17 protein-coding genes are annotated in these 16,211 nt (G+C 68.9%); 11 read left to right on the top strand and 6 right to left on the bottom strand.

Annotated elements, in window-relative coordinates; all coding sequences use genetic code 11:
* The first annotated feature begins 84 nt into the window (after positions 1-84).
* Together ABZ803_RS05260 and ABZ803_RS05255 are read left to right on the top strand one after the other, a co-directional pair.
* Entirely contained in the window at positions 85-765 is a 681-nt protein-coding gene (locus tag ABZ803_RS05260) for a TetR/AcrR family transcriptional regulator (protein WP_357033179.1), read from the top strand.
* 54 nt (positions 766-819) lie between these two features.
* On the top strand, positions 820-2,118 hold the full coding sequence (locus tag ABZ803_RS05255; protein WP_357033176.1) for a D-arabinono-1,4-lactone oxidase: 1,299 nt from the start codon (positions 820-822) through the stop codon (positions 2,116-2,118).
* A 30-nt stretch (positions 2,119-2,148) separates the two neighbouring features.
* Here ABZ803_RS05255 and ABZ803_RS05250 read toward each other — a convergent pair whose 3' ends face one another.
* Positions 2,149-2,895: a Sir2 family NAD-dependent protein deacetylase gene (locus ABZ803_RS05250; RefSeq protein ID WP_357033173.1), complete on the bottom strand. Its 747-nt coding sequence runs from the start codon at positions 2,893-2,895 to the stop codon at positions 2,149-2,151.
* Between the two features lie 111 nt (positions 2,896-3,006).
* On the opposite strand from ABZ803_RS05250, the gene ABZ803_RS05245 reads away from it, so the two are divergent.
* The 3 genes from ABZ803_RS05245 (at position 3,007) to ABZ803_RS05235 (ending at position 5,393) form a co-directional block, all read left to right on the top strand.
* The gene (locus ABZ803_RS05245; protein WP_062969478.1) at positions 3,007-3,918 is read left to right on the top strand and encodes an oxygenase MpaB family protein; all 912 of its coding nucleotides are present in this window, start codon (positions 3,007-3,009) and stop codon (positions 3,916-3,918) included.
* A gap of 602 nt (positions 3,919-4,520) precedes the next feature.
* Positions 4,521-4,934 (top strand): arsenate reductase ArsC, encoded by a 414-nt coding sequence (locus ABZ803_RS05240; protein WP_357033169.1) that lies wholly within the window; start codon positions 4,521-4,523, stop codon positions 4,932-4,934.
* A 54-nt stretch (positions 4,935-4,988) separates the two neighbouring features.
* Positions 4,989-5,393, top strand: a complete 405-nt coding sequence (locus tag ABZ803_RS05235) for a VOC family protein (protein WP_357033166.1) — start codon at positions 4,989-4,991, stop codon at positions 5,391-5,393.
* A 128-nt stretch (positions 5,394-5,521) separates the two neighbouring features.
* On the opposite strand, the gene ABZ803_RS05230 is transcribed toward ABZ803_RS05235, so the two are convergent.
* Both ABZ803_RS05230 and ABZ803_RS05225 read right to left on the bottom strand, forming a co-directional pair.
* Positions 5,522-6,226, bottom strand: a complete 705-nt coding sequence (locus ABZ803_RS05230; RefSeq protein WP_357033163.1) for a helix-turn-helix transcriptional regulator — start codon at positions 6,224-6,226, stop codon at positions 5,522-5,524.
* A 72-nt stretch (positions 6,227-6,298) separates the two neighbouring features.
* Positions 6,299-7,000, bottom strand: coding sequence for a TetR family transcriptional regulator (locus tag ABZ803_RS05225; RefSeq protein ID WP_357033160.1), 702 nt, complete (start codon positions 6,998-7,000; stop codon positions 6,299-6,301).
* An 87-nt stretch (positions 7,001-7,087) separates the two neighbouring features.
* Between ABZ803_RS05225 and ABZ803_RS05220 the strand changes: the two genes are divergently transcribed.
* Complete coding sequence (locus tag ABZ803_RS05220) at positions 7,088-8,254, top strand: FAD-dependent monooxygenase (protein WP_357033157.1); 1,167 nt, start codon at positions 7,088-7,090, stop codon at positions 8,252-8,254.
* A gap of 17 nt (positions 8,255-8,271) precedes the next feature.
* Here ABZ803_RS05220 and ABZ803_RS05215 read toward each other — a convergent pair whose 3' ends face one another.
* Complete coding sequence (locus ABZ803_RS05215; protein WP_357033154.1) at positions 8,272-8,781, bottom strand: hypothetical protein; 510 nt, start codon at positions 8,779-8,781, stop codon at positions 8,272-8,274.
* A 692-nt stretch (positions 8,782-9,473) separates the two neighbouring features.
* Between ABZ803_RS05215 and ABZ803_RS05210 the strand changes: the two genes are divergently transcribed.
* The 4 genes from ABZ803_RS05210 to ABZ803_RS05195 all read left to right on the top strand — a co-directional run bounded on the left by ABZ803_RS05210 (position 9,474) and on the right by ABZ803_RS05195 (position 13,872).
* Complete coding sequence (locus tag ABZ803_RS05210) at positions 9,474-10,868, top strand: phosphatidylglycerol lysyltransferase domain-containing protein (protein WP_357033151.1); 1,395 nt, start codon at positions 9,474-9,476, stop codon at positions 10,866-10,868.
* Between the two features lie 33 nt (positions 10,869-10,901).
* Entirely contained in the window at positions 10,902-11,861 is a 960-nt protein-coding gene (locus ABZ803_RS05205; protein WP_357033148.1) for a threonine/serine dehydratase, read from the top strand.
* 84 nt (positions 11,862-11,945) lie between these two features.
* Entirely contained in the window at positions 11,946-12,494 is a 549-nt protein-coding gene (locus ABZ803_RS05200; protein WP_357033146.1) for a thioredoxin family protein, read from the top strand.
* A 448-nt stretch (positions 12,495-12,942) separates the two neighbouring features.
* Entirely contained in the window at positions 12,943-13,872 is a 930-nt protein-coding gene (locus ABZ803_RS05195) for a hypothetical protein (RefSeq protein ID WP_357033142.1), read from the top strand.
* Between the two features lie 39 nt (positions 13,873-13,911).
* Here the strand turns inward: ABZ803_RS05195 and ABZ803_RS05190 are convergent, their stop codons facing one another.
* Together ABZ803_RS05190 and ABZ803_RS05185 are read right to left on the bottom strand one after the other, a co-directional pair.
* Entirely contained in the window at positions 13,912-14,526 is a 615-nt protein-coding gene (locus ABZ803_RS05190) for a dihydrofolate reductase family protein (protein WP_357033139.1), read from the bottom strand.
* A 114-nt stretch (positions 14,527-14,640) separates the two neighbouring features.
* Positions 14,641-15,603, bottom strand: a complete 963-nt coding sequence (locus ABZ803_RS05185; protein WP_357033136.1) for a helix-turn-helix domain-containing protein — start codon at positions 15,601-15,603, stop codon at positions 14,641-14,643.
* Between the two features lie 152 nt (positions 15,604-15,755).
* Between ABZ803_RS05185 and ABZ803_RS05180 the strand changes: the two genes are divergently transcribed.
* Entirely contained in the window at positions 15,756-16,211 is a 456-nt protein-coding gene (locus ABZ803_RS05180) for a hypothetical protein (RefSeq protein WP_357033133.1), read from the top strand.

Here is a 16,211-nt window from a genome sequence, read left to right as displayed (position 1 = left end):
AAGCTCCTCCGCTTACCTGAAGAAGCTATCACGATAACGGAGACAATGCCTCCGGTTAATCCCGGAGGTTGATAGAATGACGGTGTGAATCACGCCACGGTCGCCTCTCCACCCCGGCGCCTGCGGGCCGATGCCGCACGCAATCAGCAGCGCATCATCGCCGCGGCGCGGGAACTGTTCGCCGACCACGGACTCGAGATCACGCTCGACGACGTGGCCGAACGCGCGGGCGTGGGTGTCGGTACGGTCTATCGCCGCTTCGCGAACAAGAAGGAACTGATCGTCGAGGTCTTCGACCAGAACCTGAACGATTTCGCCGACGCGGCCGAGGCCGCCTACCGACATCCCGACCCCTGGTTCGGACTCGTCGAATTCTTCGAGTACGCGTGCAGACACATGGCTACCAACCGGGGCTTCAGCGAGGTCATGCTCGAACTCGAGGACGACGAGACCGACCGGTTCGCGGTCGTGCGCGATCGCATCAAGCCCACCGTGACCGCCATCTGCGCTCGCGCGCGCGACGCGGGCGTGCTCGCCGACGGCATCGAGCCCTCGGACTTCTTCGCGCTCGTGCACATGGTCGACGGGCTCGCCGAGTTCGCCAAGCCGGTCAATCCCGATGTCTGGCAGCGGTATATGGCCATCATGTTGAACGGCCTGCGGGGCGACGGCACGCCGCGCAGGCATCTCGACGTCCCCCCGCTGACCGACGCCGAGGTCGAGCACGCCAAGCAGCATCTGACCTGCGGCTGGCGCAAGCGGTAGCGAAATCGCACCGTAAGTAGCGCACGTCACGTTCGCTCCCGTAAAGTTGGTCACATGACCAACTCGTGGGTGAACTGGGCAGGCGATCAACAGTGTGCGCCCGCGATCATCGCCACACCGCGCTCCGTCGAGGAAGTGGCCGGCCTGCTCGCCGACGCCGAAGCCGCCGGCCGGACCGTGCGGGTCGCCGGCACCGGTCATTCGTTCACCGACGCCGTCCTGACCGACGGCACGCTGCTGAGCCTGGCGAAGCTGAACCGCGTCCTCGATGTCGACCGGGCGCGCGGCCTGGTGCGGGTGGAGGCGGGCATCAGCCTGAACGCGGCCAGCACCGCCCTGCACGAGCACGGCCTCGCCTTCCCGAACCTGGGCGACATCGATGTGCAGACCGTCGCGGGCGCCATCGCCACCGCCACCCACGGCACGGGCGCCACCTTGCAGAACCTCTCCGCCGCGGTGCATTCGCTGGAATTGATGCAGGCCGACGGCACCCGGGTGGAACTGAACGAGCACACCGATCCCGACGGCTGGCGGGCGGCGCGGGTCGGCATCGGAGCGCTGGGTGTCGTCACCGCCGTGACCCTGCGGATGGCGCCGTCGTTCGTGCTGGAGGGCGTCGAACGGCCGATCCCGGTGGAGGAGGTGCTCGCGGACCTGGATTCGTTCGTCGACGGCAACGACCATTTCGAGTTCTACATGTTCGCGCACAGTCCGCTGGCCATGACCAAGCGCAACAACCGCGTGACCCTGCCCGAGCAGCCGCGTCCCAAGGCGGTGGACTGGTTCGCCGACATCCTGATGTCCAATCACCTGTTCGACGCGCTGTGCAGACTGAGCCGCAGGCAACCGCGCCTGGTCCCCTTCATCCAGCGCAGCGCCGCCTACGCGGGTAGCTATCGGCGTCAGGTGGACCGCTCCTACCGGGTGTTCGCCTCGCCCCGCCTGATCCGCTTCACCGAGATGGAGTACGCCATCCCGCGCGCGCATTCCGTCGACGCGATCCGCGAGATCAAGGAACTGACCACTCGTTTCGACACCCCGATGCCCATCGAGGTGCGATGGGTCGCACCCGACGACGCGTTCCTGTCCCCGGCGAGCGGCCGCGACACCTGCTACATCGCGGTGCACCAATACCGGGGCATGGACTTCGAGCCGTACTTCCGCGCCTGCGAAGCGGTGTTCGACCGCTACCAGGGCCGCCCGCACTGGGGCAAACGCCACTTCCAGACCGCGGCGACCCTGCGGGACCGCTATCCCGACTGGGATCGGTTCGCCGAGGTGCGGCGGCGCTTCGACCCGAAGGGGCGTTTCGCCAATCCCTACCTCGACCGGGTGCTCGGGCCGGTCGGCTGAACCCGGGTCACCGCACGCACGCCGCCGCGGTCACGCGGCGAGCATCTCCGCGACCAGGCGGGGCACGGCCGTGCCGATGGGTTCGCGGATGATCTCGGTGGCCATGTCGTCGTAGGGCGTCGGCTCGGCGTTCACGATGACCAGATCCGCGCCGTTCTCCACCGCGACGGAGCACATCGACGCGGCGGGCTCGACCTGCAACGACGTTCCGATCGCGAGGAAGACGTCGCTCGTCTGCGCGGTGAGCGCGGCCTTGGTCATGGTGCGTCGGTCCATCTGCTGACCGAACATCACGGTGGCCGACTTGAGGATGCCGCCGCAGCCAGGGCACGGCGGGTCGGGCTCACCCGCGGCTACCCGTTCCAAGGTGGCGGACATCGAGGTCTGGTAGTCGCACTCGATGCAGACCACCTCGAACATGTTGCCGTGGATCTCGATCACCCGCTCCGGCGAAGACCCCGCCCGCTGGTGCAGGCGATCGATGTTCTGGGTGATGATGGTGACCGCCCGCCCGGCGCGCTCCAGGTCGGCGAGGGCGTTGTGCGCGGCATTGGGTACCGCCTGCCAGGCCGGATTGTCCCGTCTGGCGAGCCAGGCGCGTTCCCGCAAGCCCGGGTCGGTCACATAGTTCTGATAGGTCGACAGCAATTCGGCGATCGGATCCTTCGTCCACACCCCGCGCGGGCCGCGGAAGTCCGGGATGCCGGAATCGGTGGAGATGCCCGCGCCCGTGAGCACCCCGATCCGGCCGTCACGACTGCGCCACTCGGTCGTCATATCCGCACAGCCTAAGGGCAGCGCCGGGATGGCCGATCACAGATAGACGATGAGAGACTTATAGGGTTATCATCTCATTGTATTGAGTTCGGCCGATCAAGGGAGATCACGATGACCGCGTCCGTCGCACGCGAATCCACCGGCGCGCGAACGCTGCCGCCCCGCCGCCCGATCGAACCGGGGACACAGATGTGGGAGCAGACCGGTCTGGTCACCTTCTCCCTCACGGCGGGCTCGGCCTTCCTGCTGCAAACCATGGAGCCGACCATCTCCGCGGTGGTGGACGAGTACTCCACCTTCCGCACCGATCCCATGGGCCGCGCGATGCGCAGCCTGGCGTCGGTGATGATGTGGGTCTACGGCGGCGAGGAAGCGCTGGCCGAGGCCGACCGCCTGCGCGAACTGCACGCGTCGCTGAACACGACCGACGCCAACGGCGTCCGGCACACCGCGCTGTCGAGCGCCCCGTGGGCCTGGGTACTGCACACCGGAACCTTCGCCTTCACCGAGAGCGCCAAGTACTTCGCCAAGCGACCGCTCACCGCGGCGGACAAAGAGGCGTACTTCCAGGAGACGTTGCAGCTGCTGCGCAATTTCTCGGTGGCGCCCAAGGAGATCCCCGCGAACTACACCGAGTTCGAGAAGTTCTTCGAAGACACCGTCGCCAACCACCTGGTCGCCACCGACACCGCGCGCGACTACCTGCGGGTGATCCGCTCCGTCGCTCCGCCGAAGCAGCTGCCGCGCGCGCTGCGTCCCGCCTGGAAGGCGGCGGTGGCGCCGATCGGCTGGCTCCAGTACTTCGTGACGGTCGGCACCACGCCGGAGGTCGCGCGGCGCAAGCTCGGGCTGACCTGGACCGCGGCCGACGAACGCAAGCTGCGCGTGCTCGGCTGGCTGATCGCGCGGCTGGTCCCGCTGCTGCCGGAGCGCCTGCGCTACTTCCCGATCGCCTACGAAGCACGCCGCCTGGAACGCGACCGGCAGCGGCTGCGCAAGATGATCGACCTGCGTCCGATCTGACCCGTTCCCGGAAGCTTCCGGGTGACCACGGTCGGTGGGCCGGGGCAACCCGATCCCATTCGCCGACACTGCCCGTACCCCGGTCGACCCTCGTCGACCGGGGTACGCGTGTCGGCGGCGCGAGCTCGGAGCCGGTCGTTCGCGACGCGACACAGTGGTCGAACCGCGCCGCACCGACCGCGCCACTTTTGCTCAAAAGCGCAACTTTCCCTCAACAGCGCCACTTTTCCTCAACAGCGCCAGCGCGGCGCATCAATGCGACGCGTGACCCTGCGCGTGGCGAATTCCGCGTTCGACAGTCGCTGCGGCATGCGGATCGTGGCGGCGCGCTTGCCGATCGCCTTGTCGTACGTCCTTGTCGCCCTACCGTCCGGTCCACTCCCGTGCTCCGGCAGCCCGGGGCGCCGCGAAAGCTGCGTGATAACGGATTCGGGCCTGTGACCTGCGGTCGAAGTACGCGCGCACCAGCGAGAGCACGTCGCGCCGTAACGCTTCGCGGCGCGCTGGTATACGTATCTCGTACGCTAGGAAAGCGTTTCGGTTCACCGCGGCCGGACGGCCAGCACACTTATGCTCCACCTTGCACCTCGAAAGGCGTTCCCATGTCCCACAAGCCCAGTGTGCTGTTCGTCTGCGAGCACAACGCGGGCCGCTCGCAGATGGCTGCCGGGTTCCTCACCGCCCTGGCGGGTGACCGGTTCGACGTGCGATCGGCGGGCAGCGCGCCGGCCGAGGCCCTGAACGCCACGGTGGTGGACGCCATGGCCGAGATCGGCATCGACATCTCCGGCCGCGCCCCCAAGCCGCTCACGATGGACGCGATCGGCATCTCCGACGTGGTGGTCACCATGGGCGCGGGCGACGCCTGCCCGTTCTTTCCCGGTATCAGCTACCGCGACTGGATGCTGCCGGACCCCGCGGACCAGTCCCTCGACGTGGTGCGCACCATCCGCGACCACATCCGCATCCTGGTGGAGAACCTGATCGCCGAATTGGTCCCCGCCCCCGCACGCTAGGCGCTGTCCGATTCGTTCAAGACGCGCCCGCACGCCGCTGCCTACGCTGCCGGTATGACACCACAACTCGACGTCATCGGCATCGTCGTCAGCGATATGGCCGCCTCGGTGGCCTTCTACCGCCGCCTCGGGCTCGCCTTCCCGGAGGGCTCCGAGCAGGAAGGGCATGCCGAGGCGGCGCTGCCCAACGGCATGCGGCTCACACTGGACACCGAAGCCGTCATCGAGTCGTTCCACACCGGCTGGCGGCCCCCGACCGGCGCGGGCCGTCTCGCAGTCGCTTTTCGCTGCGCCGATCCCACGGAAGTCGACGCCGTGTACGCCGAACTCGTCGATGCCGGATACCACGGCGAGCTGAAACCGTGGGACGCGTTCTGGGGGCAGCGCTACGCGGCGGTGCAGGATCCGGACGGCAACGGCGTCGACCTGTACGCCGCTCTTCCGTCCGCGAGCAGCTGAACCACATCCATCCGCACGGCGCGAGACGGAGCCGGACACGCTTCCCGACGAAATTCGCCGCATACACCGTCTCGACCGGTCCGATGCGATCCCGGGACAGCCACCAGCCTGCGCGCGCGTCGACGTGATCACGACTTGACGAGCAGGCCACCCAACGGAATTCCCGCCAGCGCGCGCACCTCGCGGGAGAGGTGCGCTTGGTCGGCGAATCCGGCCCGCATCGCGGTGTCGGCGAGCGGCACGCCGCTGCGCGCCGCTGCCAGCGCACGTTGCAGACGCAGTACCCTCGCGAGGGTTTTCGGGCCGTAGCCGAAGGCGTCCAGGCAACGGCGGTGCAAGGTCCGTTCCCCCAGCCCGGCCGCGTCGGCGACCGCCGCCACCGGCCACCCGGCGTCGAGCGCGCCGACCACCTTCCGGATGAGCGGATCGGCCGGCGCGGTCTCGGCCGCGCGCCACTGCACGACGCGTTCCAGCTCTGCCGCCTGGTCGTCGGCGGCCGCGATCCGATCGACCAGCGGCCGGACCACAGCCGATGGCCACAGCTGAGCCAATTCGACCCGCCGGTTGCGCAACTCGCGGGCGGGAACGCCCAGCCACGCGGGTGCGGTACCCGGATAGAACCGGATGCCGACGTACCGATCACCCGGGATCCCACCGGGGTGGTGGGCGCGGGTGTCCGGCCCCGCGACGACCAACCGGCCGTCCATCCAGATCAGATCCATGCAACCGTCGGGTAGCACCGGCAGCGCCGCGCCACCGCCATCGACGGTCTTGATCCACAGCACGGCGCCCTCGTACCGCGCCGGCCGCTCGCGGTAGGCGGCATCGTTCATGACACCGACGCTACCCTCCGGACCACCGACCACACTCGCGGCGTCTCAAAAATATCGTCTCAAAATAAACCGCTATTTGAGATAGCGGTAGAGCGTCGCCCGCGAGACACCCAGCTCCCTGGCGATTTCGGCGACGCCGCGCCCCTCCACGTCGTGCCGCCGCCGCGCGAGTTCGACCTGCTGCGGGGTCAGTGCCACCGGCCGCCCCCTGGACGCGGCCGCGGGCGGCGTCCGGGCCGCGGGCGCCAACAACAGACGCACCCCTTCCAGCACCTCCGAACGCAACTGGTCGACGGGAGCCTCGGCGTACAGCACCACCGGGTCGCTGAGCCCCGCCACCGCCTGGGTGGCGCGAACGCGCTCGGCGAAGCTGGCGTCCGGGCCCGCGACCAGGATGTTCGCCTGCATCATGACCTTGCTGAACCGCTCGAAGATGCTACCGGGCGCGGCCAGCGCCAGATCGCGGACGTTGAGCCGCAGCAGGTAGCGATGGGCGAGGAAGACATCGAGCAACCCTTCGACCACCCGGCGGCGCGCCTCGCACGGATCGGGATCGCCCGCCTCGGCGACCGTGCGCTCCATCGCCGCGAGGAACGGCTCCGCCAAGCCCGCGAGGATGTCGTATTTGCTCGGATAGTGATAGAGCACACCCGCCTTGGAAATGCCCAGTTGCTCGGCGATCGCGCGCACCGAGGTGCGGTGATAACCATGCGTCCCGAACAGGTCCATGGCCACCTCGAGGATGCGGGCGCGGGTCGTCGTCTCGTCGCTCACGCCTCGGATCCTACCCGTTGACTGACCGGTGGTCAGTGTCTTACATTCGTGACTGACCAACGGTCAGTCGATACCACGGAGGCACCCATGGCGCACGATCCCCGCATTCTCATCTCCGGCGCGAGCATCGCCGGACCGACGCTCGCGTACTGGCTGGTGCGCAACGGCTTCCGGCCCACCGTGGTCGAGCGCAGCCCGGCACTGCGCCCTGGCGGCAACGGCGTCGACATCCGGGGGTCCTCGGTACGGATCGCGGAGCGGATGGGCGTACTGCCGGCGTTGCGCGAACGGGCCACCGACATTCGCGAGCTGACGTTCGTCGACGCGGCCGATCGCCGCGTCGCCGGGATGAGCACGCGCATCTTCAACGCCGACGGTGACATCGAGATCATGCGCGGCGACCTGGCCCAGGTGCTGTACGAGGCGACCGCCGACGACGTCGAGTTCACCTTCGGCGATTCGATCGCCGCGATCACCCAGCGCCCGGACGCCGTGGAGGTGACCTTCGACAGCGGCGAGCAGGCCGAGTTCGACCTGGTCATCGGCGCCGACGGATTGCATTCGCGGACCAGGAACCTGGCCGTCACGCCGGAGGCCGACGCGCTGCATCACCTCGGCGTGTACTTCGCCACCGCCCGCGTCGACGCCGGTCTCGGACGCCCGCACGCGGTGACGCTCTACAACACGCCGGGGAAGGTGGCGGGCGTCTACCGATCGGGGGCGCACGACGGCGCCACGGCGTTCTTCGCCTTCCGCGAGGCTCGCGTGCTCGACGTCGACCACCGCGACGAGAACGCCCAGAAAGCCCTGCTCAGCACGTATTTCGATGACCGGGCCTGGCAGGTGCCCGCGTTGCTCGAGCAGGCCACCGCCGACGACGGCTTCTACTTCGACGCGGTGAGCCAGGTCCGCCTGCCTGCCTGGTCGAGCGGACGGGTCGCCCTGGTCGGTGACGCCGGGTACTGCGCGACCCTGCTGTCCGGCGCGGGCGCGGCACTGGCCATCGAAGGCGCGCACCTGCTCGCGACGGAACTCGCCGCAGCGGGCGGCGACCATCGGATCGCCTTCCACCGCTATGAACAAGCCCTGCGGCCCACGGTACTGCGGGCACAGCGCTCGGTACGGACGAGCAGTTCCATGCTGATTCCGGCCACGGGCGGCCACATCTGGTTGCGCAACCAGCTGACCCGCCTGATGGTGCTCCAGACCCTGGCGTCCCGGGTCTACCGGCCGGTCGCCGTGCGCGCCGCCTGAGCGGACGGCCCGCGGGATCAGCGCTGCGGCGCAGCGATCGGGACGATCACGCGCGGCACGACCCGCAGGTACGGCTCACGATGGTCCGCGGCGATCTTCGATTCCGGGTCCCGGCAGCCCACGGTGACGTCGCTGTTCGGCACGGAGGAGAACGTCCACACCGTCACCCACTCCTTCCCGCCGAACGTCTCGGACTTCTTCGCGTCCGACGAGCGCAGATCTTCATTCCGCCCGGAACTGTCGGTCACCGTGCAGCGAATCCCGTTGGCAGCCTGCCCCCATGCGACCGGCGCTCGAATATCGAGCACCACATCGGGGGGCACCGGAACTTTCTTCGATTCGCCCAGCAATATTCGGATACCGGTGTCCGCCACTTCCTCGTCGCGCGCCCCGGTCGTCGTCGCCGGAACGCTCGGGGCGGCGACGGTACTCGTCGCGGTCGCCGCCTCACTCGCCGAAGTGTCGTCGGAACATCCGGACACAGCGGCGGCGACCAGCGCGGGAATCACCATCCAGCTCAGTTTCACAGTCGGACCTCTCGTCGCGCCCACTCATCAGGCGGTTGGTTCGGAGCAGCCAGGCACTGAGCATGACAACGGGAAAGAGGAAAAGCTCGGATACACGCCGGTAAATCGGCAATTCGACCGCAAATGTCCGAAATCGCCCGCCAGAGAAGGAAATAGGGTTGAATTTTCGATTCTGCGCAATGGACCTCTGCTGCCATTCGGGCAATCGTCGCGCATACGAGGGACGCGCTCGAAGTTCGCCTCTCGCACCACTGGCCGCGATCGGAACCGTTCCACGCCGCCGATCAGGACGCGTCCGTGCCGCGGCAGCGGATGGCACCGCCCGCAGCCGCCGGCGACACCGCCGGGGGTTCACTCCATGTCCGCGGGCCACCCGGCACGCAGCACGGTGCACCCTTTGCGAATCGACCGTCTCGCCCAACGACGCCGACCCGCGACTCCTCCACGCCCGTTCGCGCTCTCGACCCGATCACTTCGGCGACGAAGGAATAGACAAGATTCGTCCGATGTTTGCCGTGGGGCGCCGTTGGTCTGTGATGCCTTGGTTCGTGCCGCCTACCGGCTGGTTTCGAAAAGGTGTTTCCCCTGGACCAGGGGGGCCGCATAGTGTGTTCGGTAGGCGATCATGTGGAGGACCACCATGGCGAAGCTGTCGTGGGTAACGGAGCGCGAGGGTAGGGCGGAGTTCGATCGTGCCTGACGCTCAGGGAACCTCCAGCTCGCGCACGCTGCGCGCCACCACACTCGGCGGCTACCGGGCAGCCGCCTTCACCACCACTCCCGGCATGCGCGCCGCACTGATCACGATGGCGCTGCTGATCGCGGTGATCCTGGCCTACGAGTCGAACGTGACCTCGCAGGAGGGCGCCGACCACGGCTGGTTCGTCGGGCTCGCGCTGTCCGGGGTGTTCGTCGCGCGCGGACTGCACCTGCGCAGGCCGATCACGCTTCCGCATGTCACCGTCGCGGTGCTGGTGCTCGCCGTCGCGCATCTCGCCTACCGCGCCGAGCACGCCGACGCCGGTTTCGTCCTGCTGGCCGCCACCGGATTCGTCGTGGTGCTGCCGCGCGCCGGTAGACCGCAGCCCGGCGAGGTGTATCGGGTGGCCGAACTGGTCGGCCGCACCGAGGGCGACCCGCTGGCTCCCTTCGCCCTGCACTCGTCCAAAGCCTATTTCTTCAACACCTCCTCGACCGCCGCCATCGGCTACCGCACCCGCTTCGGCATCGCCGTCGTCGCGGGCGACCCGATCGGCGATCGCGCGGCATTCCCCGAACTGGTCGCGGCGTTCTCCGACTTCGCGGTCAACCATGGCTGGCGCGTCGCCGTGCTCGGCGCGAGCCCGGAACTGGCCGAGCTGTGGCAGGTGTGGGCACTGGAGCATCGCGGGCTGCGCGCGGTGCCGATCGGCCGCGACGTGGCGATCGACGTGGAGGAGTTCAACCTCGTCGGACGCAAATACCGCAACCTGCGCCAAGCCGTGAGCCGCACCAGGAATTTCGGCGTCACCACCGAGGTGGTCTACGAGTCCGCCCTCACCCCCGCCCGGCGCGAGGAATTGCTGGCCATCGTCGACGAATGGCGCCGCGGCAGGCAGACCCGTGGGTTCTCGATGATCCTGGATCATCTGCTCGACGGGCGGAATCCGAACATGCTGGTGGTCATCGCCAACGACGCGGACGGCAGTCCCGTCGGCTTCCAGCGCTACGGCATTTCCGGGCGCGGGCGGGAACTGAGCCTGGACGTCCCGTGGCGGCGCAAGGACGCGCCCAACGGCCTGGATGAACGCATGATCGTCGACTTGGTCGACTACGCCGCGGCGCATGACATCCAGCGGATCTCGCTGGCCTTCGCGCCGTTCCCGGAACTGTTCGCCGAAAAGGACAAATCGCGCACGGCCACCCTGTTCTATGTCCTGGCACACCTGGCCGATCCGCTGATCCGGCTGGAATCGCTCTACCGCTTCCTGCGGAAATTCCATGCGCTGTCGCATCAGCGCTACGTCCTGGTCCGCTGGCGGGAGGTGGTGATCGCGGCCGCCGCCCTGCTCACCCTGGAGTTCGTCCCGCATCGCCGCGAGTACTGAGCGGCGGCGCCCGACCGTGTCCCGAGGAGCCGCGTGGAACTGACCCATAGCGATGTGAAGGCCGCCGCCCAACGGGTGACCGGACTGGTCAGGCCGGTGGCGGTAGCGCAGGCCGACCAGGCGGGCGAACTGTGGTTCGCACTGGAGTTCCTCCAGCACACCGGGAGCTTCAAGGCCCGCGGCGCGCTCAACTTCTTGCTCGCGCATCGCGAGAACGGCACGCTCCCGCGGGTGGGCGTGACGATCGCCTCGGGCGGCAACGCCGGACTCGCCTGTGCGTGGGCGGCCCGCAGTCAGGGAATTCCGGCCACGGTGTTCCTGCCGACCACCGCCCCGCGGGTCAAGGTGGACCGGCTCCACTCCTATGGCGCCGACGTCCGTCTGGTGGGGACGCAATACGCCGACGCGCTCGCGGCCAGTCGCGAATTCGCCGATGCCACCGGCGCCCTGCTCTCCCATGCCTACGACCACCCGCTCATCGCCGCAGGCGCGGGCACGTTGATGACGGATATCCACGAGCGGATCCCGGACCTCGGGGCCGTCGTGGTCGCCGTCGGCGGCGGCGGGCTGTTCTCGGGTGTGGCCACCGCCGCCGATCACTACGGCGTCCGGACCGTCGCCGTGGAGCCCGCCCGTTGCCGCGCGCTGCATGCCGCGATCGCAGCCGGGAAGGTCGTCGACGTGGAGGTCGACTCGGTGGCCGCCGACTCGCTCGGTGCCCGGCGGGCCTCGGAACTGGCGCTGGCGGCCGCGCGGCACTACGACGTGGCGTCGGTGCTCGTGGAGGACGCCGCCATCGTCGCAGCGCGCCGTGAGCTGTGGGAGCAGCGCCGCATCGCCGTCGAGCACGGTGCGGCGACCGCCGTGGCGGCGATCCTCGGCGACGAGCCCGCGTTCCGGCCTCGCCCGGGCCAACGCGTATGCGTGGTGCTGTGCGGAGCGAACACCGATCCGTCCGATCTGGCCGGTTCGTACGGCCGCCACGCCGACTGACGGCTCAGCGGCGTATTTCCGACGAATCGGACGACACGGGGTTAGGCTCCCGCTGTCCTCTGCGATCCCGACGGAAGGCACACCATGGCGCATACCTCACACATGGTCCCCATCGGCACAGCGCTACCCGACTTCTCGCTTCCCGACCTCGACCAGCGGATCTACTCCCGGGACGATTTCGCGGACGGCCCCGGACTGCTGGTCGTCTTCGCGTGTAACCACTGCCCTTACGTCAAGCACATCGAGGCGGCGCTCGGCGAATTGGTCGATTCCCTGCCGTCCATGCCCACCGTGGCGATCTGCACCAACGACGCGTCCGCCTACCCGGACGACGCACCGCTGCGGCTGCGCGACCAAGCGATCCGCGCGGGCTGGACCTTCCCCTATCTCGTCGACGAGCAGCAGCACGTGGGCCGGGCCTTTCGCGCCGCGTGCACTCCCGACTTCTTCCTCTACGACGCGAACCTCCGGCTCGCCTACCGTGGCGCCTTCGACGAATCGACGCCCGGAAACGGGAAGCCGCTGACCGGGGACGACCTGCGCACGGCCGTCGAAGCCGTGCTGGCCGGCGGACCCGTCCCCGAACCGCACCGGCCGAGCATGGGTTGCTCGATCAAGTGGCGGGACGCCTGAGCACCTTCCCGCGTACGCGCGCCCGACGGATCGCACTGCGCCACGCCAGCTGCGGCACGGCGGCCGACAATCTGGCGAATTCCCCGAAGTTCCCCGGTTGCACCACGGTCCGGGACTGCTGGGCGGTGGCGGCCAGCCGCACGGCGCGCGATGCTTTGCCGACGTGACCCGCGTCGTACGGCGGTCGCGGGTCGTACTCGATGTGTCAATCGTCGCCGGGAGCGCCACGATGTGCGCAGTGGAACTGCTCCCTGCTTCCCACTCGCCCGCAGTCCGGGGTCCGATCCCCCACAACACTCGATCGCCGAACGTGTGCCGTTCGGTCTCGCCAATTCGATTGCGCCACTCGACAAGCGATTCACGCGCGGCGCCGCCCCGAAGGAAGACCCGTGCTGACGAGCAGGCCGGAATGAGGGACACTGTTCGGCGACACCGGGGATCGGAAGGGGTGGGGACATTGGCGACGATCGTCCTTGTACACGGCATCGCGCAGGAACAGGAATCGGCCGACACCTTGGAGGCGCGCTGGTTACCCGGACTCGCGGGCGGCGTCCGCAACCACGGCGCCCCGGAGCTCGCGGACCGATTGTGGCGCAACGGTTCTCCCGGTGACTTGTCGACCAGGATGGCCTTCTACGGCAATCGTTTCCTGGTCGAGGGCGCGCAGGGCGCGGGAATCGAACCCGACGACGCCCAGCTCGACCTGATGGAACAGCTCGCCGCCGAATGGCTGGCGACGGCCGCCGCGCACGCGGGCGACGAGCGTGACCGGGCGACGGCCCGTCGCCTCGGCACACCCCCGCCGCCGGACGCGGTGGCGCAGGGAGCGCAGGCGAGACTGCGGCCCGCGCTCAACGCGCTGATGCGGTTGCGCTGGTTCGCGCCGTTCGGTTTCGGATTGGCGCAGAAGTTCGTCATCCGCGCCCTGTCCCAGGTCGCCCGGTACTTCACCGACGACGACGTGCGGGAATATGCCCAGCAGCAGGTGCTCGACCAGGTCGGTCCCGACACCCGCCTGGTCGTCGCGCACTCGCTGGGCAGCGTGGTGGCCTACGAGGCGCTGCACCGCACCGACCATCCGGTGACCCTGCTGACCATGGGCTCGCCACTCGGGTTGCGCTCGGTCGTGTACGACCGGCTGCGCCCCCAGCCGAGCACCGTGCCGAAATCGGTGACGGAATGGCACAACTTGGTCGACGAGGACGACCTCGTGGCGGCACACCTCGACCTCACTTCGTTCTTTCCGCCGTACCCCGGCAGCGCCGTCATCCCGGTCACCGAACAGCATTTCGACAACGGCGCGTCGCCACACGACTCGACCAGCTATCTCATCAAAGCCGTCACGGGGAGCATCGTCGCGAAAGCGCTGGGGCACTAGCGGCTTCACCACGACGGGCCGCCCGGACGGCGACGACGCCTACTGAACGCTCTGCGACAGATGGGCTTTCGCGTCGTCGTAGGACGCGTTGGACGCGGTCTCGTCGCGGGTGTAGACCAGATGCAGCACGCCGGTGGGGAAGGTCTCCGAGGACAGCAGTCGCAGCGGGACCGTGGCCACGCCGTCCTGGAACAGGCGATCGCCCTTCCCGACCGCGATCGGGTGCACCAGCAGGTGCAACTCGTCGAGCAGACCGGCGGCCAGGAGCTGACGGACCACCGAGACCGAGCCGCTCATGCCGATGTCGCCGCCGGGCTCGTTCTTCAGCGCCGTCACCGCGTCGATCAGATCGCCGTCGATCACTTCGGAGTTGCGCCAGGTGAAGTCGAGATCCTGCCGGGTAACCACGATCTTGCGCGCGTCGCCCAATTTCTTCGCGAACGCCGCGTCCGGGCCGCCCGCCGCTTCGCGCTCCGGCCACGCGCCCGCGAAGCTGTCGTAGGTCTTGCGGCCGAGCAACAGGGTGTCGGCGGCGCCGAGCTGGGCGTCGACCGCCGCGCCCATGGCGTCGTCGAAGTAGGGGAAGTGCCAGTCCTGCGGGTCCTCGACGACGCCGTCGAGGGCGATGAACAGGCCGGCGGTGATTTTCCTCATGTGCGTTGCTCCTGGATCGGTGTTGCGATGTCGCTTGATCCGACGGGACGACGCGCGAGAACTCATCGGTCGGCGCGGCCGCCGTCGCCGCGCCCCATCCGGCACGCCCCCGCGCTAGCCGGACAGATTCGCATCGGAGCCGTGAAATGCCGCGCGATAGTTGTGCGGACTCGTCCCGACCACCCGCTTGAAGCGGTCGCGGAACGCGGTGGGCGAGCCGAAACCGACCTGGCCCGCGATCCGGTCGACCGGGTGGCTGGTGGCTTCGAGCAGATGCTGGGCCTGCCGGATTCGCGCGCGCAGCAGCCACTGCAGGGGCGTGGTACCCGTGTGCTCGCGGAACCGCCGGTTGAGCGTGCGGGTGCTCATCCCGGCCTGGGCGGCGATGTCGTCGAGGGTGAGATCCCGCGCGGAGTTGTCCTGAATCCACCGCAGCACCGGCTCCAGCGCCGAGCCGCGCGGCGTCGGCGGCTGGTCGTGCACGATGAACTGCGCCTGCCCCCCTTCCCGCTCCAGCGGGACGACCGACTTCCTGGCCGCGTCGGCCGCGACCGCCGATCCGTAGTCGCGGCGGATCATGTGCAGGCACAGGTCGATTCCGGCCGCGGCGCCCGCCGAGGTGAGCAGCGAGCCGTTGTCCACGTACAGCACGTCGGGGTCCACATCGATGTCCGGGTAACGGGCCGCGAGGTCCGCGGCGGCGAGCCAGTGCGTGGTCGCGCGGTGCCCGTTCAGCAATCCGGTCGCCGCCAGGATGAAGGCGCCGGAACAGATCGACGCGAGACGGGTGCCCGCGGCCGCGGCGCGGCGCAGCGCCTCGAGCACCTCGTCCGGCACCGTAAGGGCCGGGTCGGCGCAGCCGGGCAGCACGATCGTGTCGGCTTCGCCCAGCGCGTCGAGGCCGCGCGGTGCTCGCATCGTGAACAGCCCCGCGTCGACCGTCGGGGTGCCCGCGCAGACCAGCACGCGATAGGCGGGCCTGCCATCGGGGAGACAGGTACGCCCGAACACTTCCACCGGCGTGGCCAGATCGAACGCGATCACCTGGTCCAGGGCGAGGACGGCCACGGTGTGCATGGCGATAGTTTATGCGGCCGATTGATTTCAGCCAATGCGCCGAACTGGCTTCTGCTGGATATCCGCATTTCACCGCCCTTGGCGAGAATCGAGCGGTATATGGCACTTTCGCCAATTTCGCCCGCGCCGGATCCTGGCTAGTGTCGACCGCCGTGACGAAGTTCCTGCTCTCGGTCCACGTGCTCGCCGTGATCATCGCCGTCGGCCCGGTGACGGTGGCGGCCAGCATGTTTCCCGCCACCACCCGCCGCGCCCTCGCCGCAACCGCGACCGGGCACGACCCGGCCGTCCTCGGCACGCTGCATCGCATCTGCCGCGTCTATGCCCTGCTCGGCGTGGCGGTCCCGGCCTTCGGCGTGCTCACCGCGCTCGCTCTCGGCGTGCTCGGCGACACCTGGCTGGTGGTGTCGATCGGATTGACCGCGGCCGCGGCGGGCGTGCTCGCCCTGCTCGTGCTGCCCGGGCAGCAGAAGGTCCTCGCCGACCTCACCGGCACCACTCCGGCGCTGATCCGCCGTCTCGCCATGGACACCGGAGTGTTCAACCTGCTGTGGGCGGCGGTCACCGTTCTGATGATCGTGCGGCCGGGCTCGACGACCGGAGTGTGA

It is taken from the genome of Nocardia sp. NPDC047648, from assembly GCF_040642815.1.
GTDB lineage: Bacteria > Actinomycetota > Actinomycetes > Mycobacteriales > Mycobacteriaceae > Nocardia > Nocardia gamkensis.
This window is presented reverse-complemented; position numbering and strand designations above follow the sequence as displayed.